24 protein-coding genes are annotated in these 23,114 nt (G+C 68.7%); 17 read left to right on the plus strand and 7 right to left on the minus strand.

What is annotated here, in order from left to right; all coding sequences use genetic code 11:
• The first annotated feature begins 42 nt into the window (after positions 1-42).
• Both TSO352_RS25285 and TSO352_RS25290 read left to right on the plus strand, forming a co-directional pair.
• Entirely contained in the window at positions 43-465 is a 423-nt protein-coding gene (locus TSO352_RS25285; RefSeq protein ID WP_109109888.1) for a thioesterase family protein, read from the plus strand.
• Positions 466-506: 41 nt separating this feature from the next.
• The gene (locus tag TSO352_RS25290) at positions 507-1,841 is read left to right on the plus strand and encodes a methyltransferase (RefSeq protein WP_109109889.1); all 1,335 of its coding nucleotides are present in this window, start codon (positions 507-509) and stop codon (positions 1,839-1,841) included.
• Between the two features lie 150 nt (positions 1,842-1,991).
• On the opposite strand, the gene TSO352_RS25295 is transcribed toward TSO352_RS25290, so the two are convergent.
• Together TSO352_RS25295 and TSO352_RS25300 are read right to left on the minus strand one after the other, a co-directional pair.
• A complete protein-coding gene (locus TSO352_RS25295) occupies positions 1,992-3,200 on the minus strand; it encodes a class I SAM-dependent rRNA methyltransferase (RefSeq protein ID WP_109109890.1) in 1,209 nt (402 codons plus the stop codon).
• Positions 3,201-3,267: 67 nt separating this feature from the next.
• On the minus strand, positions 3,268-3,867 hold the full coding sequence (locus tag TSO352_RS25300; protein WP_247872425.1) for a hypothetical protein: 600 nt from the start codon (positions 3,865-3,867) through the stop codon (positions 3,268-3,270).
• A 174-nt stretch (positions 3,868-4,041) separates the two neighbouring features.
• On the opposite strand from TSO352_RS25300, the gene ccoN reads away from it, so the two are divergent.
• The 8 genes from ccoN (at position 4,042) to TSO352_RS25340 (ending at position 11,757) form a co-directional block, all read left to right on the plus strand.
• Positions 4,042-5,538 carry a cytochrome-c oxidase, cbb3-type subunit I gene (gene ccoN / locus TSO352_RS25305; RefSeq protein WP_109109892.1) on the plus strand — a complete coding sequence of 499 codons (1,497 nt, stop codon included), beginning with the start codon at positions 4,042-4,044 and terminating at the stop codon, positions 5,536-5,538.
• Positions 5,539-5,559: 21 nt separating this feature from the next.
• Entirely contained in the window at positions 5,560-6,300 is a 741-nt protein-coding gene (gene ccoO, locus TSO352_RS25310; RefSeq protein ID WP_109109893.1) for a cytochrome-c oxidase, cbb3-type subunit II, read from the plus strand.
• 15 nt (positions 6,301-6,315) lie between these two features.
• A complete protein-coding gene (locus TSO352_RS25315) occupies positions 6,316-6,477 on the plus strand; it encodes a cbb3-type cytochrome c oxidase subunit 3 (protein ID WP_012972963.1) in 162 nt (53 codons plus the stop codon).
• A 3-nt stretch (positions 6,478-6,480) separates the two neighbouring features.
• On the plus strand, positions 6,481-7,371 hold the full coding sequence (ccoP, locus tag TSO352_RS25320) for a cytochrome-c oxidase, cbb3-type subunit III (RefSeq protein WP_109109894.1): 891 nt from the start codon (positions 6,481-6,483) through the stop codon (positions 7,369-7,371).
• 330 nt (positions 7,372-7,701) lie between these two features.
• The gene (locus TSO352_RS25325; RefSeq protein ID WP_109109895.1) at positions 7,702-8,256 is read left to right on the plus strand and encodes a FixH family protein; all 555 of its coding nucleotides are present in this window, start codon (positions 7,702-7,704) and stop codon (positions 8,254-8,256) included.
• A gap of 30 nt (positions 8,257-8,286) precedes the next feature.
• Positions 8,287-10,803, plus strand: coding sequence for a heavy metal translocating P-type ATPase metal-binding domain-containing protein (locus tag TSO352_RS25330; RefSeq protein WP_109109896.1), 2,517 nt, complete (start codon positions 8,287-8,289; stop codon positions 10,801-10,803).
• Positions 10,709-10,912 carry a cbb3-type cytochrome oxidase assembly protein CcoS gene (ccoS, locus tag TSO352_RS25335; protein WP_109109897.1) on the plus strand — a complete coding sequence of 68 codons (204 nt, stop codon included), beginning with the start codon at positions 10,709-10,711 and terminating at the stop codon, positions 10,910-10,912. Before TSO352_RS25330 ends, ccoS begins: the two co-directional genes overlap by 95 nt.
• A gap of 182 nt (positions 10,913-11,094) precedes the next feature.
• Complete coding sequence (locus tag TSO352_RS25340; protein WP_247872426.1) at positions 11,095-11,757, plus strand: cyclic nucleotide-binding domain-containing protein; 663 nt, start codon at positions 11,095-11,097, stop codon at positions 11,755-11,757.
• 218 nt (positions 11,758-11,975) lie between these two features.
• On the opposite strand, the gene TSO352_RS25345 is transcribed toward TSO352_RS25340, so the two are convergent.
• The 3 genes from TSO352_RS25345 to TSO352_RS25355 form a co-directional block, all read right to left on the minus strand.
• Positions 11,976-13,049: a COX15/CtaA family protein gene (locus tag TSO352_RS25345; protein ID WP_109109899.1), complete on the minus strand. Its 1,074-nt coding sequence runs from the start codon at positions 13,047-13,049 to the stop codon at positions 11,976-11,978.
• A gap of 96 nt (positions 13,050-13,145) precedes the next feature.
• Positions 13,146-13,640: a lysozyme gene (locus TSO352_RS25350; RefSeq protein ID WP_109109900.1), complete on the minus strand. Its 495-nt coding sequence runs from the start codon at positions 13,638-13,640 to the stop codon at positions 13,146-13,148.
• A 151-nt stretch (positions 13,641-13,791) separates the two neighbouring features.
• Positions 13,792-13,974: a hypothetical protein gene (locus TSO352_RS25355; protein ID WP_109109901.1), complete on the minus strand. Its 183-nt coding sequence runs from the start codon at positions 13,972-13,974 to the stop codon at positions 13,792-13,794.
• Positions 13,975-14,344: 370 nt separating this feature from the next.
• Between TSO352_RS25355 and groES the strand changes: the two genes are divergently transcribed.
• The 6 genes from groES to TSO352_RS25385 all read left to right on the plus strand — a co-directional run bounded on the left by groES (position 14,345) and on the right by TSO352_RS25385 (position 20,332).
• Positions 14,345-14,635 carry a co-chaperone GroES gene (groES, locus tag TSO352_RS25360; RefSeq protein WP_109109902.1) on the plus strand — a complete coding sequence of 97 codons (291 nt, stop codon included), beginning with the start codon at positions 14,345-14,347 and terminating at the stop codon, positions 14,633-14,635.
• Positions 14,636-14,686: 51 nt separating this feature from the next.
• Positions 14,687-16,330 (plus strand): chaperonin GroEL, encoded by a 1,644-nt coding sequence (groL, locus tag TSO352_RS25365; protein WP_109109903.1) that lies wholly within the window; start codon positions 14,687-14,689, stop codon positions 16,328-16,330.
• Positions 16,331-16,587: 257 nt separating this feature from the next.
• Entirely contained in the window at positions 16,588-16,950 is a 363-nt protein-coding gene (locus TSO352_RS25370) for a hypothetical protein (RefSeq protein WP_109109904.1), read from the plus strand.
• Positions 16,951-16,963: 13 nt separating this feature from the next.
• Complete coding sequence (locus tag TSO352_RS25375; RefSeq protein WP_109109905.1) at positions 16,964-17,881, plus strand: EamA family transporter; 918 nt, start codon at positions 16,964-16,966, stop codon at positions 17,879-17,881.
• A 428-nt stretch (positions 17,882-18,309) separates the two neighbouring features.
• Entirely contained in the window at positions 18,310-19,014 is a 705-nt protein-coding gene (locus TSO352_RS25380; protein WP_109109906.1) for a LuxR C-terminal-related transcriptional regulator, read from the plus strand.
• 220 nt (positions 19,015-19,234) lie between these two features.
• Entirely contained in the window at positions 19,235-20,332 is a 1,098-nt protein-coding gene (locus TSO352_RS25385) for a hypothetical protein (RefSeq protein ID WP_247872427.1), read from the plus strand.
• A 32-nt stretch (positions 20,333-20,364) separates the two neighbouring features.
• Here TSO352_RS25385 and TSO352_RS25390 read toward each other — a convergent pair whose 3' ends face one another.
• On the minus strand, positions 20,365-20,646 hold the full coding sequence (locus TSO352_RS25390) for a hypothetical protein (protein WP_109109908.1): 282 nt from the start codon (positions 20,644-20,646) through the stop codon (positions 20,365-20,367).
• 220 nt (positions 20,647-20,866) lie between these two features.
• Between TSO352_RS25390 and TSO352_RS25395 the strand changes: the two genes are divergently transcribed.
• Positions 20,867-21,892 (plus strand): zinc-binding alcohol dehydrogenase family protein, encoded by a 1,026-nt coding sequence (locus TSO352_RS25395; protein ID WP_109109909.1) that lies wholly within the window; start codon positions 20,867-20,869, stop codon positions 21,890-21,892.
• A 154-nt stretch (positions 21,893-22,046) separates the two neighbouring features.
• Here TSO352_RS25395 and TSO352_RS25400 read toward each other — a convergent pair whose 3' ends face one another.
• Positions 22,047-22,952, minus strand: coding sequence for a LysR substrate-binding domain-containing protein (locus tag TSO352_RS25400; RefSeq protein ID WP_109110871.1), 906 nt, complete (start codon positions 22,950-22,952; stop codon positions 22,047-22,049).
• Between the last annotated feature and the right edge of the window lie 162 nt (positions 22,953-23,114).

Here is a 23,114-nt window from a genome sequence, read left to right on the forward strand (position 1 = left end):
CACAGTCGGGTCCGGCATTGACCTATACGGCATATGGCAGACATGACGGACACGCCCGACCTGACCAACCCCGCCAGCTTCCGCTTCTGGTGGGAGGAGCGCGTGCGCTTCGCCGACCTCGACGCGCTGGGCCACGTCAACAACAACGCCATCGGCGTCTATTTCGAGCAGACGCGCGTCGCCCTGCTGCACGACGCCGGCGGCTTCCGCGACGACTCGCCCTGGACCGTGGTGGTCGCCCGCACCGTCGTCGATTACAAGGCGGAGCTGCTCTATCCCAACACCGTGCGGGTCGGCGCGCGATTGCTGCGCCTGGGCAACACCTCGCTGACGCTGGGTTGCGGCATCTTCCTGGGCGACCGCTGCATCGCCACGCAGGAGGTGGTGGCGGTCATCGTCGACAAGGCCGCCCATCGGCCGACTCCGATTCCGGAAACGTTGCGCGCCAAGCTGCTGGAGGCGTAAAGGGGGCGCGTCGCCCGCCACCTCCGCATTGGACGCCCGCCATGACGCGACCCGCCCCGCGATCCACCAAGCGCTCCGCCCCGAAACGGCGCCCGCCGGCCGAGGCCAAGGCGGCACCGCGCCTGCTCGACGTCACCATCACCGACGTCGGCGCCCGCGGCGACGGGCTTGCCCACGAAGAGGGCCTGCGCCTGTTCGTGCCCTTCACCGTCACCGGCGACCGCGTGCGTGTACGTGTTGGCGACGCGGCGGACAAGGGCGAGGGCGTACGGGCGGAACTGCTTGAGATCCTTGAGCCCGGTCCCGGCCGGGGCACCGCGCCCTGCCGCCATTTCGGGCGCTGCGGCGGTTGTACGCTTCAGCACATGACCGACGAGGCGTACGCCGCCTGGACCGTCGGGATGGTGCGGGGGGCGCTGGACCGTGTCGGGCTGGGCGACACGCCGCTGGAACCGCTGTCGCGCACGCCGCCGGCCGCCCGTCGCCGCGCCCGCTTCGCGGCGCTGAAGCGTGGCAAGCGCGTCTGGTTCGGCTTCAACGAGCGGCAGAGCCACCGGCTGGTCGATCTCGAGGAATGCCCGGTGCTGACCCCCCGCCTGTTTGCGCTGGTGGAGCCGTTGCGCCGCCTGCTGGTGGGGCTGCTGCCGGAGGGTGGCGACGCCGACGTCGTGCTGACCGACCTGGAGGGCGGCGCCGACCTGCTGCTGGTCGGCCCGCGCAGCCTCGACCGTGCCGCGCGTGAAACGCTGGTCGGTTTCGAGCCGGAGCGGGTCGCCCGCATCGCTTGGCAGGCCACCGACCGCAGCGCGCCCGAACCGGTGGCCAACCGCCGCCCGGCCCTGGTTCGTTTCGGAGACGTTCTGATCCAGCCGCCGCCCGGCGCCTTCCTGCAGGCCAGCGCGGCGGGCGAGGCGGCGCTGGTCGCCGCCGTTGGCGAGGCGGTGGGGGAGGCGGCGCGCGTCGCCGACCTGTTCGCCGGCATCGGCACCTTTTCCATTCCGCTGGCGCAACGATCGGCGGTCCATGCGGTGGAGGGTGACGAGGCGGCGGTGGCGGCGGTGGGGCGGGTGGTGCAGGGCCTGCGCCTGACGGTGGAGCGGCGCGACCTGTTCGAGAACCCGCTGACCGCCAAGGAGCTGAACCGCTACGACGCCGTCGTCTTCGACCCGCCGCGCGCCGGTGCGGCGGCCCAGGCGGCGGCGCTGGCGATGTCCAAGGTGCCGCGGGTGGTCGGCGTGTCCTGCAACCCCACCAGCTTCGCCCGCGACGCGCGGCTGCTGGTCGACGGCGGCTACCGCTTGGTGCGGCTGTGGCCGGTCGACCAGTTCCTGTGGTCCGCCCACGTCGAACTGGTCGGCCTGTTCGAACGGGAGTGATGCCGGCGAACGCTTGAACTGACCTTATCAAGCGTTCGCCGGCCGCCGCGACGGCGGCGGCGCGCTCCCATGAGCGCGGATAAGCCTGCGTGGCGTTTGAACGCAATACGGCAGGTCAATTCATTGGCCTGCCGGTATTGAATGGGGCGCTCAGTCCAACTGCAGGACGATGGCCTTGAGGTAGGCCGACTCCGGCAGGTTGGGGTGGACCGGATGGTCGGGGCCGGCGCCGGCGCTGCGCAGGATGCGGCCGGTGCGGCCGGCGTCGGTCAGGCCGCGGGCGACCTGCTCGGCGAAGGTCGGCGGGTCGACGTTGTGGCTGCACGAGCCGCAGAGCAGGAAGCCGCCGGGTGCGGTGATCTTCGCGGCTAGACGCGCCATCTTGCGGTAGGCGCGGCAGCCGACCGCCAGATCCTTCTTCGCCTTCACGAAGGCCGGCGGGTCGGCGACCACCACCTGGAAGGTCTCGCCGGCGGCGTTCAGCCGTTCCATCTCCTGGAAGGCGTCGGCGCGGCGCGCCTCGAAGCGGTCGGCGACGCCGTTGGCCTCGGCGGCGCGGGTCGCGTTCTCCAGCGCCAGCGCCGAGCGGTCGACCGCCACGACGGAGGTGGCGCCGGCCACCGCGCACTGCACGCCGAAACCGCCGTTGTAGCTGTAGAAGTCGATGGCCCGCCCGCCCGTCGCCAGCGCGGCGATGAAGGCGCGGTTGTCGCGCTGGTCGTAGAACCAGCCGGTCTTCTGGCCGTCCAGCGGGTTGGCGAAGAAGGTCACGCCGTTCTCCTCCAGCCGGATCGGGCCGTCGATCTCACCCTTGGCCAGCGCGGTTTCCTCCGACAGACCTTCCAGCGCGCGCTGGGTGCCGTCGTTGCGCAGGATGACGGCGCGCGGCGCCAGAACCTCGTCGATGGCGGCCAGGATGGCGTCGGTCCGCCGGTCCATGAACACCGAGTTGGCCTGCACCGTCACCACGTCGCCGAAGCGGTCGACGATCAGGCCGGGCAGCCCGTCGGCCTCGGCGTGGACGACGCGGTAGAAGGGGCGGTCGAACAGGCGGTCGCGCAGGGCCACCGCGCGGCGCAGCCGGGCCGTGATGAATTCGTGATCCACCACCGTCGCCGGGTCGGTCGACAGCAGCCGGGCGGCGATCAGCGTGTGCGGGTTGAAGGTGAAGATGCCCAACGGCGTGCCGCCGGCGTCGACCAGCCGCACCGGGCTGCCCGCCGGCACCGCCTTGGCGGTGGCGTCCATCTGGACTTCGTTGGAATACACCCAGGGGTGGCCGTGCAGGACGCGCCGCTGGCGGCCGGCCTGCATGTGGATCGTCGGGTATTTGACGGGTTTGGTGGCGTTGTCGCTCATGGGCCCGCATCCTAGCCGCAATTCGCCGCCGCGCAACCGGGTCTGGCCGCCGGGTCCGGCAACGGCGCTACTCCGCCTCCCGCCGTCCGTTCGGCGCCGCCGGGTCGGCGTTGTCGTTGACGACCGCCAGATCCTTGCAGAAGCGGATGGTTTCCCGCCTGTGCCCTTCGGTCTGGAAACAGTCCGGGATCGGATTGTTCGGCGAGGTGGCGGCGAGGTGGCGCTCCGGCAGGATGGTGTGGATGGCGGCGCAGCCCAGGCGGCGGGCCAGCCCGTCCATCGCGCGCAGCAGGGCCCCGGCGACGCCGACGGTGTCGAACAGGTCGAGCACGACAAAGTTGTCCACGTTCATGACACGGCCATGGCGCAGGTCCGGTTCGATCGCGTAAGAGAACAACCCGTGGAGGTACCCCTGCGCGTTCTGGATCGTCATGATCCCGGCGCGCGCCGCCGGGGCGCCGCCGTCATCCAGCACCGCTGCGGCAAATGCGCGCCATTGCTCCACCGTCAGGCCGGGAGCGATCGCACGGACCAGCGGGTAAGCCTGATCGATCTGACGCCGACCAAGGGGTTTCGCGATGAAGCTGTCGTCCATTTCCGTCCGGCCGATTGCAAGGACACTGAACGATGGCAGCCCCGGCCCACAAGGGTCGTTGACGTAGATCAATGTTGCTGCGGCCCCCCATCCACATAGTGGGGCCCATTGGAGACAGGCGCGTCCGGCGTCCTTTTCGGCGTTGCCGGATGCTACCTGTCCCGCTCCTTAACAGTACGTACCCAGTGGTGGTGCAACCCAGAAGGCGCGGCCGGTGGCCGCCCCGGGGCAAACGGGAGAGAATGTATGACATCAGCGACTCTGACTTCAGGGGCCACCCTGGGCAGCCAGCGGGTGTCGGAAGAAGTGCGTTACCATGAAGACGCCATCCGACTCTTCGTTATCGCTGCAGTGTTCTGGGGCGTGGTCGGCTTCCTGGCCGGCACCTTCATCGCCCTGGAACTCGCGTTTCCGGCGCTGAACCTCGGCCTTGAATGGACGAGTTTCGGCCGCCTGCGGCCGGTCCACACCTCGGCCGTGATCTTTGCGTTCGGCGGCAACGTCCTGCTCGCCACCTCGCTCTACTCCGTCCAGCGGACGAGCCGTCAGTTCCTCTTCGGGGGCGAAGGGCTGGCCAAGTTCATCTTCTGGAACTACAACATCTTCATCGTGCTCGCGGCGCTGAGCTACGTCCTGGGCTACACCCAGGGCAAGGAATACGCCGAGCCGGAGTGGATCCTCGACCTGTACCTGACGGTTGTCTGGGTGCTCTACGCCATCCAGTTCATCGGCACGGTGATGACGCGGCGCGAGTCGCACATCTACGTGGCGAACTGGTTCTTCATGGCGTTCATCCTGACCGTCGCCATCCTGCATCTTGGCAACAACGTCAACGTGCCCGTCTCGCTGACCGGCATGAAGTCGTACCCGTTCGTCTCGGGCGTGCAGAGCGCGATGGTGCAGTGGTGGTACGGCCACAACGCGGTCGGCTTCTTCCTGACCGCCGGCTTCCTGGGCATCATGTACTACTTCGTGCCCAAGCGCGCCGAGCGGCCGGTCTATTCCTACCGTCTGTCCATCGTGCACTTCTGGACCCTGATCTTCCTCTACATCTGGGCCGGCCCGCACCACCTGCACTACACCTCGCTGCCGGATTGGGCGCAGACGCTGGGCATGACCTTCTCGGTCATGCTGTGGATGCCGTCCTGGGGCGGCATGATCAACGGCATCATGACCCTGTCGGGCGCCTGGGATAAGCTGCGCACCGACCCGGTCCTGCGTTTCCTGGTCACCTCGGTCGCCTTCTACGGCATGTCGACCTTCGAAGGTCCGCTGATGTCGGTGAAGCCGGTCAACGCGCTGTCGCACTACACCGACTGGACGGTCGGCCACGTGCACTCCGGTGCGCTCGGCTGGGTCGCCTTCATCTCGTTCGGCGCGATCTACTTCCTGGTTCCGGTCCTGTGGAAGCGCTCGCAGCTCTACAGCCTGCGCCTGGTCAGCTACCACTTCTGGACCGCCACGATCGGCATCGTGCTCTACATCACCGCCATGTGGGTGTCGGGCATCATGCAGGGCCTGATGTGGCGCGCCTACGACAACCTGGGCTTCCTCCAGTACTCCTTCGTGGAAACCGTCGCGGCGATGCACCCGTTCTACGTCATCCGCGCGATGGGCGGCGTCCTGTTCGTCGCCGGTGCCCTGATCATGGTCTACAACCTGTGGCGCACCGCGAAGGGCGATGTCCGCATCGAGAAGCCCTACGTCACCACCCCGCACAAGGCGGCGGTCGGCGCGGCCTAAAGCCCAGGAAGGATGCGAGAAATGGCTCAGGAAAAGAAGGGCTTCAGTCACGACCTGATCGAGCGGAACACGCTTCTGCTGATCGTGCTCGTGCTGATCACCGTGTCGATCGGCGGTCTGGTGCAGATCGTCCCGCTGTTCACCATCGAGTCGACCATCGAGAAGGTGGAGGGGGTCCGTCCCTACTCCCCGCTCGAGCTGGCCGGCCAGAACATCTATTTCCGCGAAGGTTGCTACAACTGCCACAGCCAGCAGATCCGTCCGTTCCGTGACGAGGTCGAGCGCTATGGCCACTACTCGCTGGCGGCGGAGTCGATGTACGACCACCCGTTCCAGTGGGGCTCCAAGCGCACCGGTCCCGATCTGGCCCGCGTCGGCGGCAAATACTCCAACGACTGGCAGGTCGCCCATCTGGTGAACCCGCGCGCGGTCGTGCCGGAGTCGATCATGCCGACCTACGGCTGGATGAAGGACCGTCCGCTGAGCTACGGCGACATCGCCGACCATCTGAAGACGCTGCGGATCGTTGGCGTTCCGTACACGGACGAGCAGATCGCCAACGCCAAGGCCGACCTGGAAGCGCAGAAGAACCCGGAGGGCGACACCGCCGCTCTGGCCAAGCGCTACCCGAAGGCCGTGGTCGCGAACTTCACCGGCAACAAGACCGTCACCGAAATGGACGCTCTCGTGGCCTACCTGCAGGTGCTGGGCACCATGGTGGATTTCACCAAGTACCAGTCGCCGAAGCAGCTCCAGCAGTAATCGGGGGAGGAATCCATGGACTTGGATTCGATCACGGTGATGCTTCGGTCGTTCTGGACGGTGTGGTTGATGCTGCTGCTGACGGGGATCCTGGTTTACGCCATGTGGCCCGGCAACCGCCGCACCTTCGACGACGCCGCCCAGATCCCGCTCAAGGATGATGGTCAGGAGCTTTAGACCATGGCACAGAATTACAAGGACGAGCTGTCCGGCGTCGAGACCACCGGCCACGAGTGGGATGGACTGCGCGAACTGAACAACCCGCTGCCCAAGTGGTGGCTGTACCTGTTCTACGTCTGCATCGCCTGGGCGATGGTGTACTACGTGTTCTACCCGGCCTGGCCGCTGGGCAAGACCTACACGAAGGGCATCCTCGGCTATTCCCAGCGCGAGGAACTCGACGTCAGCCTGGCCAGCGCGAAGGCCGGCCAGGCCAAGTACCTGACCGCGATCGCGGCCAAGTCGGTCGACGAGATCCAGAAGGACAAGGACCTGCTGGGTTTCGCCATGGCTGGCGGCCGGTCCTACTTCAACGAGAACTGCGCGGCCTGCCACGGCGCCGGCGGCCAGGGGGCCAAGGGCTTCCCGACGCTGGCCGACGACGTGTGGCTGTGGGGCGGCACCACCGCCGACATCTACAAGACCATCCAGCACGGCATCCGGTCGGACGACGGCGACACCCGCGGGACGCCCGGCTCCGGCATGACGGCCTTCGGCAAGGACGGCATCCTCAACCGCGACCAGATCGATCAGGTGACGGACTATGTGCTGTCGCTGAACGCCAAGCCGGCCGACGCCGGCAAGGTCGCCAAGGGCAAGGCCGTCTATGACGAGAACTGCGCCGCCTGCCACGGCGACCAGGCCCAGGGTGCGTTGGCCGCCGGCATCGACGGCGTCGGCGCTCCGCCGCTGAAGCAGGCCAACTGGCTGTACGGCAACGAGAAGGCCGTGCTGGTCGAGACGGTGACCAACGGCCGCGCCGGCGTCATGCCGGCCTGGTCGAAGCGCCTCGACGACGCGACGATCAAGTCGCTGGCCGTCTACGTCCACAACCTGGGCGGCGGCAAGTAAGCCTCCCGGTCGGGCCGGCGGTGCCGGCCCGGAACGGCGGAGGAATTGCGCACGGGAAACGGTGCGCAAGGGACCTGCAAGGGCGCCGGGGAGTCCGCTCTCCGGCGCCCTTTCCTTGTCTGGAATCGGGCCTTGGCCGTCGGACGGCGCTGGCCGTTCCGTGAACTTTCTGTCATTTGATCCAGCGCAATGAGCGCTGCGGCAATCGGTCGCCATAGTGGCCGCGCCTTCTTCGCCGCAACCGCCTGCCTTCACCCCGATTCCGGCCAGGGGAACGCGACCGACCCGACGGTCGTCCCGAGCCGGCCAGCCAAAGGGCCGCCGTCGACCATGACCAGCAGCACGATCACCGGAAACCGCCCCGCAGCGCCGAACCACGCTCCCAACCGCGCCTCTGGGCGCGTCAAGGCTCCCCGCCAGAAGGGATGGTACATCCCGTGGATCTTCGTCGGCGCCTTCATGGTCGTGCTGGCGGTGAACGTGCTGATGGTTCATTTCGCCATGTCGAGCTGGACTGGGGTGGAGACCGAGAACCATTTCCTGAAGGGCATCAGCTACAACCGCGATCTGGCCGGCGCCCGCGCCCAGGCCGAACGCGGCTGGACGGTCAACACCGAGTTCACCAGCACCGAACCGCGCAAGGCGATGGTGGCGATCACCGCCCGCGACAAGGCCGGCAACATCCTGAAGGACGCCACCGTCACCGTGACGCTGATCCGCCCGACCAGCGAGGGGCATGACAAGACGCTGTCGCTGCCCTATCTGGGGGAGGGCCGCTACGCCGCCCCGGTGGAGCTGGACCTGGAAGGCCAGTGGGACCTGCGGCTGGTCATCGCCCACGCCGCCGGCGACTACCAGGACCAGAAGCGCGTCTGGGTGCAGTGAGCCGTCTTTCCGTCTTCCGGGTGATGTGACATGACCGTCTGCCTCCATTGCGGGCAAGAGCTGGGCGAGGGTGTCGGCGCGGGGGCTGCGGCCCCGGCGTCCGGCGCGTCCGCGACCACCGCCTCCGATGGGGCGGGCCCCTTCTGCTGCACCGGTTGCGCCGCCGCCTACGACCTCGTCCGCGGGCTTGGGCTGGAGCGCTATTACGAGCGCCGCAGCGTCGACCCCACCGCCCGCCCGCTGCGTCCCGACGACGCCCCGGCGGTCGATTACGAGCCGCACGCGCGCGACGAGGCCGACGGCTCGCGCTGCCTGCACCTGATGGTCGACGGCATGCAGTGCGCCGCCTGTGTCTGGCTGATCGAATCGGCGCTGAACCGCCGCGCCGGCGTGGCGCAGGCACGGATGAACATGACCACGCGCCGGCTGACCGTGCGCTGGGACCCCAAGGCGACCGACGCCAACGAGCTGGTCGGCACCGTCGCGCAGCTCGGCTATCGCGCCGTGCCCTTCGACCCCGACCGGCTGGGCGGCGCCCAGGCCAAGGGCGAGAAGGAGCTGCTGCGGGCGATGGCGGTCGCCGGCTTCGCCATGGGCAACGTCATGCTGCTGTCGGTGTCGGTGTGGGCCGGCCACAGCCAGGGCATGGGCACCGCCACCCGCGACCTGATGCACTGGGTGTCGGCGCTGATCTGCATGCCGGCCATCGCCTACGCGCTGCGTCCGTTCGCGCGCTCGGCCTTCGGCGCGCTGCGGCACGGCCGCACCAACATGGACGTGCCGATCACCATCGGCGTCCTGCTCGCCACCGGCATGAGCCTGTTCGAGACGATCCACAGCGGCGAACACGCCTATTTCGACGGCGCGGTGATGCTGCTGTTCTTCCTGCTGATCGGGCGCTACCTCGACCAGCGGGCGCGCGGCCGGGCGCGCTCGGCGGCGGAGCAGCTTCTGGGCCTGCGCGCCAACGCGGTCACCATCCTGCGCGAGGACGGCACCAGCGCCGTGGTCGCGCCGGAGCAGGTCACCCCCGGCAGCACCGTCCTGGTGGCGGCCGGCGAGCGCATCCCGATCGACGGCCGGGTGGCCGACGGCGTCTCCGACCTCGACACCGCGCTGATCACCGGCGAGACGGTGCCGGGCGCCGCACGCCCGGGCGACCAGGTCTTCGCCGGCACCCTCAACCTGACGGCGCCGCTGCGCCTGACCGTCACCGCGGTGGGCGAGGGGACGCTGCTGGCCGAGATCGTGCGATTGATGGAGGTGGCCGAACAGGGCCGCGCCAAATACGTCGCCATCGCCGACCGGGTGTCGCGGCTCTACGCCCCGGTCGTGCATCTGACCGCGCTGACCACCTTCGCCGCCTGGATGTTGCTGGGCGCGGCGGTGTGGCAGGACGCGCTGATGAACGCCATCGCCGTTCTGATCATCACCTGCCCGTGCGCGCTGGCGCTGGCGGTGCCGGTGGTGCAGGTGATCGCCAGCGGCCGGCTGATGCGCCAGGGCACCCTGCTGAAGAGCCCGACCGCGCTGGAGCGGCTGGCCGCCATCGACACGGTGGTGTTCGACAAGACCGGCACCCTGACCGAAGGGCGGCCGGTGCCGCAGCTCGACGGCATCGGCGACGAGGAGCTGGCGCTGGCGGCCTCGCTGGCCGGGGCCAGCCGCCACCCGCTGGCCCGCGCGCTGGCCGCCGCCCTGCCGGGCGTGCCGGTGGCGTCGGGCGTGCGCGAGATCGCCGGCGCCGGTCTGGCGCTCGACACCCCCGCCGGCGAGGTCCGGCTGGGCAGCCGCCGCTTCACCGGCGCGCCGCTCGAGGCGGAAGACGCCGCCGGGCCCGAGCTGTGGCTGGCCCGCCCGGGCGTGGCGCCGCTGCGGATCACCTTCCTCGACGCGCCGCGTCCGGACGCGGCGGCGGTGGTCGCGGCGCTGACGGCGCGCGGCCTGCAGGTGCGGCTGCTGTCCGGCGACCGCCGCGGCGCCGTGGCGGCGGTGGCGGAGCGGCTGGGCATCGCCGACTGGAGGGCCGAGCAGACCCCGGCGGACAAGACCGCGGCGCTGGCCGAACTGGCGGCGCAGGGCCGCACCGTGCTGATGGTCGGCGACGGGCTGAACGACGCGCCGGCGCTGGCCGCCGCCGCGGTGTCGATGTCGCCGTCGACCGCGGTCGACGTCAGCCAGACCGCCGCCGACGTGCTGTTCCAGGGTCGCCTGCTGCGCCCGATCGTCGAGGCGGTGGAGGTTGCCCGCCGCTCCGGCCGTCTGGTCCGGCAGAATTTCGGCATCGCGCTGGTCTACAACCTGTGCGCCGTGCCGCTTGCGATGGGCGGGATGCTGACGCCGCTGCTGGCCGCGCTGGCCATGTCGTCGTCGTCGCTGATCGTCATTCTGAACGCGCTGCGGCTGGCCCGCGGCGTGGTGGTGAAGGACCTGCCGCTTAAGGATTTGGCTGATGGACGAGCTTCTGTATCTGATCGCGATCGCGCTCAGCCTGGGCGGGCTGGGGCTGGCGGCCTTTCTGTGGGCGCTGAAGTCCGGCCAGTTTGACGATCTCGACGGCGCGGCGCACCGCGTGCTGTTCGACGACGACCTGCCGCCGCCGCCGCGCGCCGAGGCCCGGCCGGCGACGGGGCCGCAGCCCGCGCCGCGGCAATAGTCCCAAACGCGGTATGGGCAAAGAAAAGGTTGTATGCGTGCGAGGTTGCGATTCTCCGCGATTGCCACCAATATGGGCCCATGCAGCATGAGAGGCTGGGTTCGTCCATGCCACCTTTCGATATGGCCCGCGCTCGGGAAAAGAGCGGTTCGACGGATATGAATCCCTGCGGGGCCTGTCCCGTGCGCAGCCTGACGGTCTGCGCCGCCTTGGACCAGGAAGAGGTGCGCCGTCTCGCCGACATTCTGCAGAACGTCCGCGTCGACGCCGGCCACACCCTGTTCGCCGAGGGGGACAGCGCCGACGCGCTCTACAACGTCACCTCCGGCACGGTAAAGCTGTACAAGCTGCTGCCCGACGGCCGGCGCCAGATCACCGGCTTCCTGGTGACCGGCGATTTCCTCGGCCTGTCGGTCAACGAAAGCTACGCCTACACCGCCGAGACGGTGACCAGCGCCTCGCTCTGCCGCTTCCCGCGCAAGAAGATCGACGCGCTGCTGGAGGAATTCCCCAAGATGCAGCGGCGCCTGTTCTCGATGGCGTCGAACGAGCTGGCGGCGGCGCAGGACCAGATGCTGCTGCTGGGCCGCAAGACGGCGAAGGAGAAGATCTGCTCCTTCCTGCTGATGCTGTCGCAGCGCGCCGCCCGGCGCGGGCATAAGGAAAACCCCGTCTTCGTGCCGATGAGCCGCGCCGACATCGCCGATTACCTGGGCCTGACCACCGAAACCGTCAGCCGCACCTTCACGCAGTTGAAGACGGTCGGGGTGATCTCGTTGCAGGAAGGCAACAAGGTCCTGATCGCCGACCTCGACGCGATGTACGACCTCGCCGAAGGGGCGTGAGCGTCGTCGCGCTTTGGCGAAGTGCGGCCGTGTTCGGCAAGATCGACACGGATGTCACGGATTAAAACACGGATTTCACGGATGTTTTCCCAGCACAGTGTTGGCCTCAAGCCAAGCAAGCACTGAGCGAAGGCAATAAAAAACCGTGGAATCCGTGTCTAAATCCGTGACATCCGTGTCAATATTGCCCGACGACGCGAGTCGTCTTCAAGACTCCGTCACCCCCGCACCACCGGCCGCAGCTCGAACAGCAGCCAGACCAGCATCGACACCACCAGGATGGCGCCGGCCTGATGGGCGGCGGCAACCGGAATCCACACCACCGTCAGCAGCGTGGTGATGCCCAGCGCGATCTGCACCAGAACCATCGCGCCGGTCGCCATTGCGGCGCGGCTGGCGCGTCCGGGCAGGCGGGCGAGCAGGACGCGGGCCGACAGCGCCAGCACCACCAGACCGCTCAGCAGCGCCAGCACGCGGTGGATCAGCTGGATCGCCGCGGTGTTCTCGACCGGGTTGATCCACCAGGGGGTCAGCGTGTCGACCTCCGGCGGGATCCAGTGGCCGGCCATCAGCGGGAAGGTGTTGTAGGCGAAACCGGCGTCCGACCCGGCGACGAAGGCGCCCCAGACGATGGTGACGCCGACCAGCGCCAGCGCCCAGCGGGCGTGACGGCGCAGGGTCGCCGATTCCGGCCGCCAGCCGGCCAGCGGCAGCGGGTCGAGCAGCCCCAGCGCGGTGCGCAGCAGCAACCCGTAGATCAGGATCGCCATGCTGAGATGCAGCGCCAGCCGGTAATGGCTGACGTTGGGCTGGTCGACCAGACCACTCTTCACCATGAACCAGCCGATGCCGCCCTGCAGCCCGCCCAGCAGGAACAGGCCGGCCAGCTTCGGCCACAGGTCGGGGGCGATGCGGCCCTGGAACCAGAAACGCAGGAACGGGATCAGGAACACGACGCCGATCAGCTGGCCCCACAGCCGGTGGAACCACTCCCACCAGAAGATCGACTGGAAGCCGGCCAGATCCATGTGGCTGTTGTAAATGCGGAACTCCGGCGTGCCCTTGTAGAGGTCGAAGACGCGGTGCCACTCCGCCTCCGACAAGGGCGGCAGGATGCCGATCAACGGCTTCCATTCCACCATCGACAGGCCCGATTCGGTCAGTCGGGTGATGGCGCCGATCACCGCCATGGCCAGCACCATTGCGGCGCAGACCAGCAGCCAGAGGGCGAGCGGCCGGTTCGGGGTGACGGACGAGGGGGCGGCGAGGCTGTCGGTTGCGTAGGCGGTCAAGGCGGCATTCCGGAGCGCTGCGGTGGGATGTTCGCCAATGTGGGGCGAACATCCCGTCGCGTCAAACGCCCCGTGCCGTCCATACGGCGTCGGGGGTCAGGCGTCCACGCCTTCGGTGCCGACGCTGCCCTGCGCCTGGGCGGTCTGGCCCTGGAACAGCGCCGACTCGGCGGCGCGGCGGGCGACCAGCCCCGGAAGCTGCGTCTTCACCCCGTTGACGGTGGCGTAGACCCAGCGCCCGAACTGGCCGGCGGCCCCGGCATAGTCGCCGGCGTTCAGCATCTTCAACAAGGTGGAGGATTGCAGGCTGCCGGCGCCCAGATTGAACACGAAGGAGGCGAGCGCGCCGCGCTGGTCGTCGTTCAGCGCCACCGTGACGAGCGCGTCGACATGGCCGGCCGCCGCGGTCAGGTCGCTGGCCAGGAAGGCGTTGGCTTGGTCGGCGGTGATGGTCTGGCCCATCGACACCCCCGCGGTGTGGCCGTAGCCGATGGTCGGCACGCCCGCCGGGCAGAGATAGGCCTTGAGGTACAGGCCCTCGAAATGCTTCACGAGATCGACCGCCGCTTGGCAAACCGGCTTGGTGGTCATGACTGGGGACTCCCGAATGGCGCGTCGGGCGGTCTTGTCCCGCCCGCATCGGGGGCGATGGTAGGGCAAACACTCGTCATGCGGGAAGAGGCGATTGCAAACCGTCGCAATTGGTCATAACCGCCGTCGTGCGGCGACGCGCCCGGACCGGTCAGGGTGACAGGTTCTGCGCCGCGCCGAACAGGACGAACAGGGCGAACAACAGCGCGAACAGGCCGGCGATGGTGGTGAACTCCAGCAGTGCCTCGGTCAGTCGGCACACGCGCTCCTGCCGGCGTTGCCGCCTCGCAGGTTCGTGATCGGTCCAGGACTTCACCTCATGCTCGGCCATCATGGCGCCCTCCTGCGATCCGGTGATTTCGCTAAAATTTTATCTATTGCGGAGTGGCAGCGCTGTGACGGCAATCACAGGCACGCAAGCACGAGCGCCGTCAGTCACCGGGAGACCGCCGGACGTGTGACCCTTTCAAGAAATCTCGCGTTCGGCCCAGCGGGGCCGTGGCAGAGAAGATCAATGAAAATCAGTGGCTTGCTCATCGGGTCGCTCAACTGCCCTCGACATTCGCGACAAATTCCGGAACGAGCCCCTTGAATCCAAAATCGCCTTCCATTAGCTGTCTGGCACTCACCGGGGGTGAGTGCTAACAGCCGCCGCCCCTGGAAAATCATCTGTCAGAACCAAGCCTTTCCAAGGAGGCCTCGCCATGAAGTTCCGTCCGCTGCACGACCGCGTCGTCGTCAAGCGTCTGGAGTCCGACACCAAGACCAAGGGCGGGATCATCATCCCCGACACCGCGAAGGAAAAGCCGCAGGAAGGCGAGATCATCGCCGTCGGTCCGGGCGCTCGCGACGAGTCGGGCAAGATCGTTGCGCTGGACGTCAAGGCCGGTGATCGCATCCTGTTCGGCAAGTGGTCGGGGACCGAAGTGAAGATCGAAGGCCAGGATTTCCTGATCATGAAGGAATCCGACATCATGGGCATCATCGAGGCCTAAGTCCTCGGCTCATACATCCTTCGACATTTCGACATTCAGAGGAATCGAGACATGGCTGCCAAAGAAGTTAAGTTCGGCCCCTCCGCGCGCGAAAAGCTGCTGCGTGGCGTCGACATTCTGGCCGATGCGGTTAAGGTCACGCTGGGTCCGAAGGGCCGCAACGTCGTGATCGAGAAGTCCTTCGGCGCCCCGCGCATCACCAAGGACGGTGTGACGGTCGCCAAGGAAATCGAACTGGCCGACAAGTTCGAGAACATGGGCGCCCAGATGGTCCGCGAGGTCGCCTCGAAGACCAACGACCTGGCCGGCGACGGCACCACCACCGCCACCGTCCTGGCCCAGGCGATCGTCCGCGAAGGCGTGACCAAGGTCGCCGCCGGCCTGAACCCGATGGACCTGAAGCGCGGCATCGACCTCGCCGTCGAGACCGTCGTCACCGACATCAAGGCCCGCGCCAAGAAGGTCACGACCAACGACGAGATCGCCCAGGTCGGCACCATCTCCGCCAACGGCGAAGCCGAGATCGGCAAGATGATCGCCCAGGCGATGGAGCGCGTTGGCAACGAGGGCGTCATCACGGTGGAAGAGGCCAAGAGCCTGGACACCGAGCTGGACGTCGTCGAGGGCATGCAGTTCGACCGCGGCTACCTGTCGCCGTACTTCATCACCAACGCCGACAAGATGATCGCGGATCTCGAGAATCCGTACATCCTGCTGCACGAGAAGAAGCTGTCGGGCCTGCAGCCGCTGCTGCCGGTTCTGGAAGCCGTCGTTCAGTCGTCGCGTCCGCTGCTGATCGTCGCCGAGGACATCGAGGGCGAGGCGCTGGCCACCCTGGTCGTCAACAAGCTGCGTGGCGGCCTGAAGATCGCCGCCGTGAAGGCCCCGGGCTTCGGTGATCGTCGCAAGGCGATGCTGGAAGACATGGCCATCCTCACCGGCGGTCAGGTCATCTCGGAAGACCTCGGCATCAAGCTCGAGAACGTCACCGTCGACATGCTGGGCACCGCCAAGAAGGTCGTGATCTCCAAGGAGACCACCACGATCGTCGACGGCGCCGGCGACAAGGCCGACATCGAGGCCCGTTGCGGCCAGATCCGCGCCCAGGCCGACGAGACCACCTCGGACTACGACCGCGAGAAGCTCCAGGAGCGTCTGGCGAAGCTGGCCGGCGGTGTTGCCGTCATCCGCGTCGGCGGTGCGACCGAGGTCGAGGTGAAGGAGCGCAAGGATCGCGTTGACGACGCGATGCACGCCACCCGCGCCGCGGTCGAGGAAGGTGTGGTCGCCGGCGGCGGCACCGCCCTGCTGTACGCCACCAAGGCGCTCGACAAGCTGGTCCCGGTCAACGACGAGCAGCGCGTCGGCATCGACATCATCCGCCGCGCCCTCCAGGCGCCGGTCCGTCAGATCGCCTACAACGCGGGCACCGACGGCTCGATCGTGGTCGGCAAGCTGCTCGACCAGAACGACACCAACTTCGGCTACGACGCCCAGAAGGGTGAGTTCACCGATCTGGTCACCGCCGGCATCATCGACCCGGTGAAGGTGGTTCGCACCGCCCTGCAGGACGCGGCCTCGATCGCCGGCCTGCTGATCACCACCGAGGCGATGATCGCCGAGAAGCCGGAGAAGAAGGCTGCTCCGGGCGGCATGCCGGGTGGCATGGGCGGCATGGACGACATGGGCTTCTAATCAGCCCGGTCATCGATCCGTTCTTTGGTTCGGAAAGGGGCGCCTCCGCAAGGGGGCGCCTTTTTTCGTCGGGAGCGCCTGTTCGGACGGCGCTGCGCCGCCACGCGGCTGTCGCCAACCCTTTACGCCGCCGAAATGTCAAGCCGAACTCCGCCTTGCTTTGGGGCGGGCGCCTCCCAATAATCCGCCCTCCCGCCGAGGCCCCCGACCGGGGCCGCCGGCCGCATTCTCCAGTATTTTGAACGAGGGCCTGTTCCATGCGCTCCTTCGAGGGCCAGCATTCCGACAACGTCGCCATCAAGCGCAGCCGCGAGGAGAAGCAGCGTCAGCTGGTTCAGCTCAAGGAGCAGCTGGCGACGCTGAAAGCCCACGCGGCCCCCGCCATCCGTGAAGCGCTGGTCAAGCGCATCACCGAACTCGACGCCGAACTGCGCCAGCCCGCCAAGCCGCCCCGCGAGGGCCGTGACGGCCGCGACGGCGGCCGCGAGGATGGTCCCCGCCACCAGCGCCGCGAATCCCGGCCCAGCGTCTTCCGCGCCGAGGATGGCGCCGCCGAGCGTGCGTCCAGCGCCGCCAGCGCGGCGTCGGCCGTGTTCGCCTCGCCGCGCCGGCGCAGCTGAGGACGCACGCGCCATGGCCGCCGACCGCGTCGCCTCCGCCAAAGGACACCGCCTCGCCGATCAGGCCTGGCTGTTGATGACGTTGCCGCCCCTGTTCTGGGCCGGCAACGCGGTTTTGGGGCGCGCGGTCGCCGGATCGGTGCCGCCGATCGGGCTGGCCTTCTGGCGCTGGTGCCTGGGCATGCTGATCGTGCTGCCCTTCGCCTGGCCGCACCTGCGCCACGACCTGACGCCGCTGCTGGTGCGCTGGAAGAGCGTGCTGCTGCTCGGAACCCTCGGCATCGGCGTCTACAACACCTTCCAGTACATCGCGCTGAACACGACGACCGCGCTGAACTGCGTGATGCTGCAGTCGTCGATGCCGGTGATGATCGTCCTGATGAGCGTCATCCTGTTCCGCGACCGGGTCGGGGCGATGCAGGGGCTGGGCATCGCCGTGTCGCTGGTCGGGGCGGCGACGCTGATCTCCCACGGCGATCCGCAGACCCTGCTGGGGCTGGAACTGAACGCCGGCGACGTCTGGATGCTGTCGGCGGTGGTGGTCTACGCCGCCTACACCACGCTGCTGCGCCGCAGGCCGGCGATCCACGGGCTGAGCTTCGTCGTCGTCACCTTCGCCATCGGCGCGGTGGAACTGCTGCCCTTCTATCTGTGGGAAACCGCCGCCGGCCATCCGGTCCAGGCCAGCGCGATCACCGCCCTGGCGGTCGGTTACACCGTGCTGTTCCCGTCGATCGCCGCCTACCTGTGCTTCAACCGGGCGGTGGAACTGCTCGGCCCCAACACCGCCGGGCTCGCCATCCATCTGGTGCCGGTCTTCGGCAGCCTGCTGGCCATCCTGTTCCTGGGCGAGCAGCCGCACCTGTACCACGGCTTCGGCATCGCCCTGATCGCCGCCGGCATCGTGCTGGCCACCCGCCGGCGGACCTGACCGCCGGACGCGGGCTGCCCGGTGGGTGCGGACACAAAATGTCCATAGCTCTGTATTTTAATGTCCCATGCTTGGAATGAAAAGAAGGAACGGCCATGTCTTTCGTTGACAGGCCACCACTCGGGTAATGGTTCAGCTTGGGCGTGGCAGGTATTCCCGATTTTATAGAATTACTTGGCAAAAGCCCCCGGGTAGTTTTGAAGGGATCCAAGGGATAGCGCATAAATTGGGTTTCTGTGTTGGGTGTTCGCGCGGATATTATCCCCGATATCCCTTTAGACACACCCGCTATCCCTCGCGCTTAAAGAAGTCCATAAGGGAAGACCGCTAAAATGGGTGTCATGGCGGCGGTTCGTTCCCGAACGGACCAGCCGCCATACCGAGCCCGGCGCTGTTCGCCGGTCCGCTGTGTGGTGGAGGTCCCCCAGATGCCCATGCAAACCGCCTGTCTCGTTCACGTCGTCGACGGTGATCTTCTGTCTCGCAGCACGCTGGCGCGGGCATTGGGCGCGGTCGGCATCGCCTGCCGGGTCCACAGCTCGGGCGCCGACGCGCTCGCCGTGCTCGGTTCGGGGTCCTCCTGCATCGTCCTGCGCAGCGACCTGCCGGACATGACCGCCGGCGAGTTCATCGCCGAAGCCGCGCTGCACGGGCACGACCTGCCGGTGCTGGTCATCACCGACCACGGCGACGTCGACGCCGCGGTGGCCGCGATGAAGGCCGGCGCCGCCGACTGCATCGCCCACCCCTTCGCCATCCCCGCCTTCCTGGACCGCCTGCGCGCCTGCATGTCGTCCGGCAGCCCTTTTGCTGAACAGCGCGACCGTGGTCGCGACGCCGTCCGCCGCCTCGCCCTGCTGAGCCGCCGCGAGTCGGAGGTGCTGGAACTGATCGTCGAGGGCAAGCAGAGCAAGACCATCGCCTGGGAACTGGGCATCAGCATCAAGACGGTGGAAGTCCACCGCGCCCGCATCATGGAAAAGACCGGCTGCCGCTCGATCGTCGGGCTTGGCCGCCTGTGGGAAGCGGCGGAGATGCTGCGCGCCCGCGACCTGCCGCGGACGGTGGCGATGCCGGTCGCGATGCCGCTGCCGGTGCGCCACCCGGCCCTGCTGGAAGCCGTCGCCACCTGAGCCCATCCCGCCCCGGGGCTGTGCTTCGCGCGCCGCCGCCCCCGGATTACGGCCGGGGCCGGGATGTTGTCATGCGAGATCACTCGCCGAAAAAGTGAATGAACACCAGTGCTTTGGCTGGGTTTGGACGGTCGGAGATTGTACAGTCGCCCGGACTGGCAACCAGCGCGCTGACAGGAGCGGTCCGATGTTTCCCGACCATGGTCACCGTCGCATTGCCGTGGCATCGGATTCGGACATCGCCACGGCGCGGCGGATCGCGGCGGAGCGGGCCGGCGGCGTGCTGGGGGTGGCCGAGACCGCGCGGCTGGACGAGCTGGTCGCCGCGCTTGGCGGGCACGCGATGAACCAGCCGGGTGGCGGGACGCTGCTGATCGGCCGGGTGCGCGGCGGCGCCGGTGTCGAATGCCTTGCCTACGACCGCAGCCCGGCCACCGGTTCCACGCCGGCCGACGACGCTCTTCCGCTTGCCCTGTCGGCGGCACGGGGGCTGGCCGACCGCTTCCTCATCCACGCCACGCCGGGCATCGGCACCGCCTTGCTCGCCCGCGTCCTGCGGCCGGGTGCTTCGGACCTGCCGCCGGAGGGTGCGGTGGCGCAGGTCGGGGCGGTGATGGTCGCGCGGGATGATGGCGCGGCTCCGGATGATCCGGCGTCGGCCCGGATCGACAGCTGGTTCGTGCGCTGCGACGCTGCCCGTGGACCGGAAGGGCCCTGTGGGATCGCGCTGCTGATCGACGGCGATGTCGGGAACGAGGACAACAGCGGGATCGATGGCGGCGACGCCGAAGGCATCCTGCCGCCGTCGGCGGTGACCCCGGCGGTGATCCGGCAGGTGGAGGCGGTGGTCGCGGCGACGGTGCCGGGCCTGCCGGCGCCGATGGTGGTGAACGCCATCCGGCGCGATCTGCTCGGACGGCCCGAACTGGGCCTTGCCCCCGATCGGGAGGTTGCCGGTCTCGGCCGCAGCGCCATCGCCGTGCTGCGCTTCGACGGGGCGGCGGTGGACTACACCGCGCTCGGCACCGTCGCCGGCGCCGTGGTGCGCCGGCAGGAGATCCTGTCGCTCGGCGCCCGCTGGGCGATGGTCGGCTTCAACCCGCTGGCGCCGGCGGCGGTGCATCTGCTGTGGGGCCCCGGCGACCATGTGGTCCTCTACAGCGGCGGCTGTTCACGCCTGCCGGCCCTGTTCATCAACCGTGGCTTGCGCGATCTCGACCCGACGCTGGCCGCGCTGGTCCTGTTGCGCGACGGTGTGGTCCGCGACGACGACCACACCATCCTGGTGCTGCGCAACCGGTCGAACCCCGCGGCCTGATCGGCGGGCTCAACCCGCCGGGGGAGCGCGCCTTAGCGCCAGCCGCGCCCGCCATGGTGATGGTCGTGATGGCCGTGCCAGCCGCGGTCGCCGTGCCAGCCGCCATCGCCCCGCCACGGCCGGCGGTAGTAGTAGCCGTAGCCATAGCCGGGCTGCACCACCACCGGCGGTGCGGCGTAGACGGTCGGCGGCGGCACCACCACGGACTCGCCGTAGGCCGGGTAGTAGGGATCGTAGGCGACGCAGCCCGACACCGCGATGCCGGTCGCGGCCAGGAGCAGGGCGGTCAGGATCGCGTTGCGGGGAGTGCTCATGGCCTTGGTCCTTGTCGGCGGTCGGCGGGCGACGGAAATGGTCATCGGTATGAACAGCGCCGCCCGGCCGGCTATTCCATACCCCTTTGGCGTCACCTCGCGCGCCCGCTCATCCATCGCGTTTCACCATGGGTGAAACAAGAACTATGAATTTCCGAAATCCGGTGGACGCCTCCATCCTGGGAACCGAAGCACCTCCCACCGCGAAGGCGACCTCATCATGAAAGCCATCGGATACCGCCAGTCCCTGCCGATCACCGACGCCGCATCGCTGATCGACGTCGAGATCGACCGCCCCAACCCGACCGGCCGCGACCTGCTGGTCCGGGTCGAGGCGGTGTCGGTCAACCCGGTCGACGTGAAGCTGCGCCGGAACGCCGCCCCGGCCGACGGCGCGTTGCGCGTGCTGGGCTTCGACGCCGCCGGCGTGGTCGAGGCGGTCGGGCCGGACGTCACCCTGTTCCGCCCCGGCGACGCCGTCTTCTACGCCGGCTCCATCGACCGGCCGGGCACCAACGCCGAGTTCCATCTGGTCGACGAGCGCATCGTCGGCCCGCGCCCGGCCAGCCTGAGCGTCGCCGAGGCCGCCGCCCTGCCGCTGACCGCCATCACCGCGTGGGAGATGCTGTTCCACCGGCTCGGCCTGCCGCGCGTTGGCGGGGAAGGCGATGGCGGGCAGGACCGGTCGCTGCTGATCGTCGGCGGGGCCGGCGGCGTCGGTTCCATCGCCATCCAGCTGGCGCGCCGGCTGACCAAGGTCCGCGTGCTGGCCACCGCCTCGCGGCCGGAAACCGCCGACTGGGTGCGCGAGCTGGGCGCCCACGATGTCATCGACCACAGCCGCCCGATGGCGGAGCAGGTGACGGCGCTGGGGCTGTCCGGCGTCGATTTCATCTTCTCCACCAACGCGACCGACCGCCATTTCCCGGATTTGGTCACGCTGGTGGCGCCGCAGGGCCGCATTGGCCTGATCGACGACCCGGAGCCGATCGACGTCCGCCTGCTGAAGCGCAAGAGCGTCTCGCTGCATTGGGAGCTGATGTTCACCCGTCCGCTGTTCCAGACCGCCGACATGATCGCCCAGCACGAGCTGCTGGCGGAGGTGTCGCGGCTGGTCGATTCCGGCACGCTGCGGACAACGCTGACCGAGACGCTGGGCCGCATCGACGCCGCGACCCTGCGCCAAGCCCACGCGCTGATCGAGACGGGCAAGGCACGGGGCAAGATCGTGCTGGAAGGCTTCTGAGTCTTTCCGAACGTTCCGCCCAACGGTCGGAACGTTCTTATCCCTCAGGCGCCGGGCGGTCCGCGTCCGCGGACCTTGGCTTCGCGGGCATGTGCCCGCGCGGCCGCCGTCGCGGCCCCCCAACGGCACCGGTCATTGACCGGTGCCGTTGGCATCAGGCCGCGTCCCGGCTCGCCAGCGCCAGGGGCGGGCGGGCCGGGCGCATCGCCGCCAAGCTGTCCAGGATGAAGCCCACCAGTGGTTCGGCGAGGCGGCGGTTGCGCGTCGTTTCGCCGAAGATCGCCATCTCCACGGTGCCCAACTCCGGCAAGCCGTCCTCCGGCCCCAGCCGCCGGGCGCCGTCGGGCACCGAGGATTCGCTCAGCACCGCCACGCCCAGCCCGGCGCGCACGGCGGCCTGCACCCCCATCACGCTGGCGCTGGTGTAGACCACCCGCCAGGGCCGCCCGGCCTCGCCCAGCGCCGCCAGACCGCGGTTGCGGAAGACGCAGGGCGCCGGCAGCGCGCAGAAGGGCAGCGGGCCGTCGGTGGGGATCTCCAGCGTCGGCGCGGCGACCCAGCGCAACGGTTCGGTCCAGATTGCCCGCCCCCGCGTCTCCCCGGCGTCGCGGCGGGAAATGACGAGGTCGAGGTCCCCCGCCTCCAGCCCGTCGACCAATTCGGCGCACAGCCCGACCCGCACGTCGATGTGCAGGCGCGGGTGCAGCTTGGCGAAGCGGCCCAGCACCTGGGGCAGATGGTCGGACAGGAAATACTCGGCAACGCCCAGCCGCAACTCGCCCTCCGCCGCCGGCTCGGTGAAGCGGCGCACCGTCTCGTCGTTCAGATCCAGCATGCGGCGGGCGTAGCCCAACAGCAGTTCCCCGTCATGGGTCAGCGCCAGCGAGCGGCTGGTCCGCTCGAACACCCGGCGACCCAGCGTCTCCTCCAGCTTCTTGATCTTGACGCTGACGGCCGACTGGGTGCGGCCCAGCCGGTCGGCCGCCGCGGTGAAGCCGCCGGCGTCGGCGACGGTGACGAAGGCGCGCAGCGCGTCGATGTCGAGGTCGGGGAGAGCCATGGCCATTCATTCGAAGTGATCATTGGTTCTGCCGATCCTATCGCTCTTGATCATGGATGGCGAGCGGCGCGAACGGAGAAGCGGCGGCTTGGCCGGTTGAAGCGGGGCGGTGCCGTTCTCATTGTCAACGCTCCGGGCGGCGCTCGCACTTCGCGCCGCCCG

Source organism: Azospirillum sp. TSO35-2, from assembly GCF_003116095.1.
GTDB lineage: Bacteria > Pseudomonadota > Alphaproteobacteria > Azospirillales > Azospirillaceae > Azospirillum.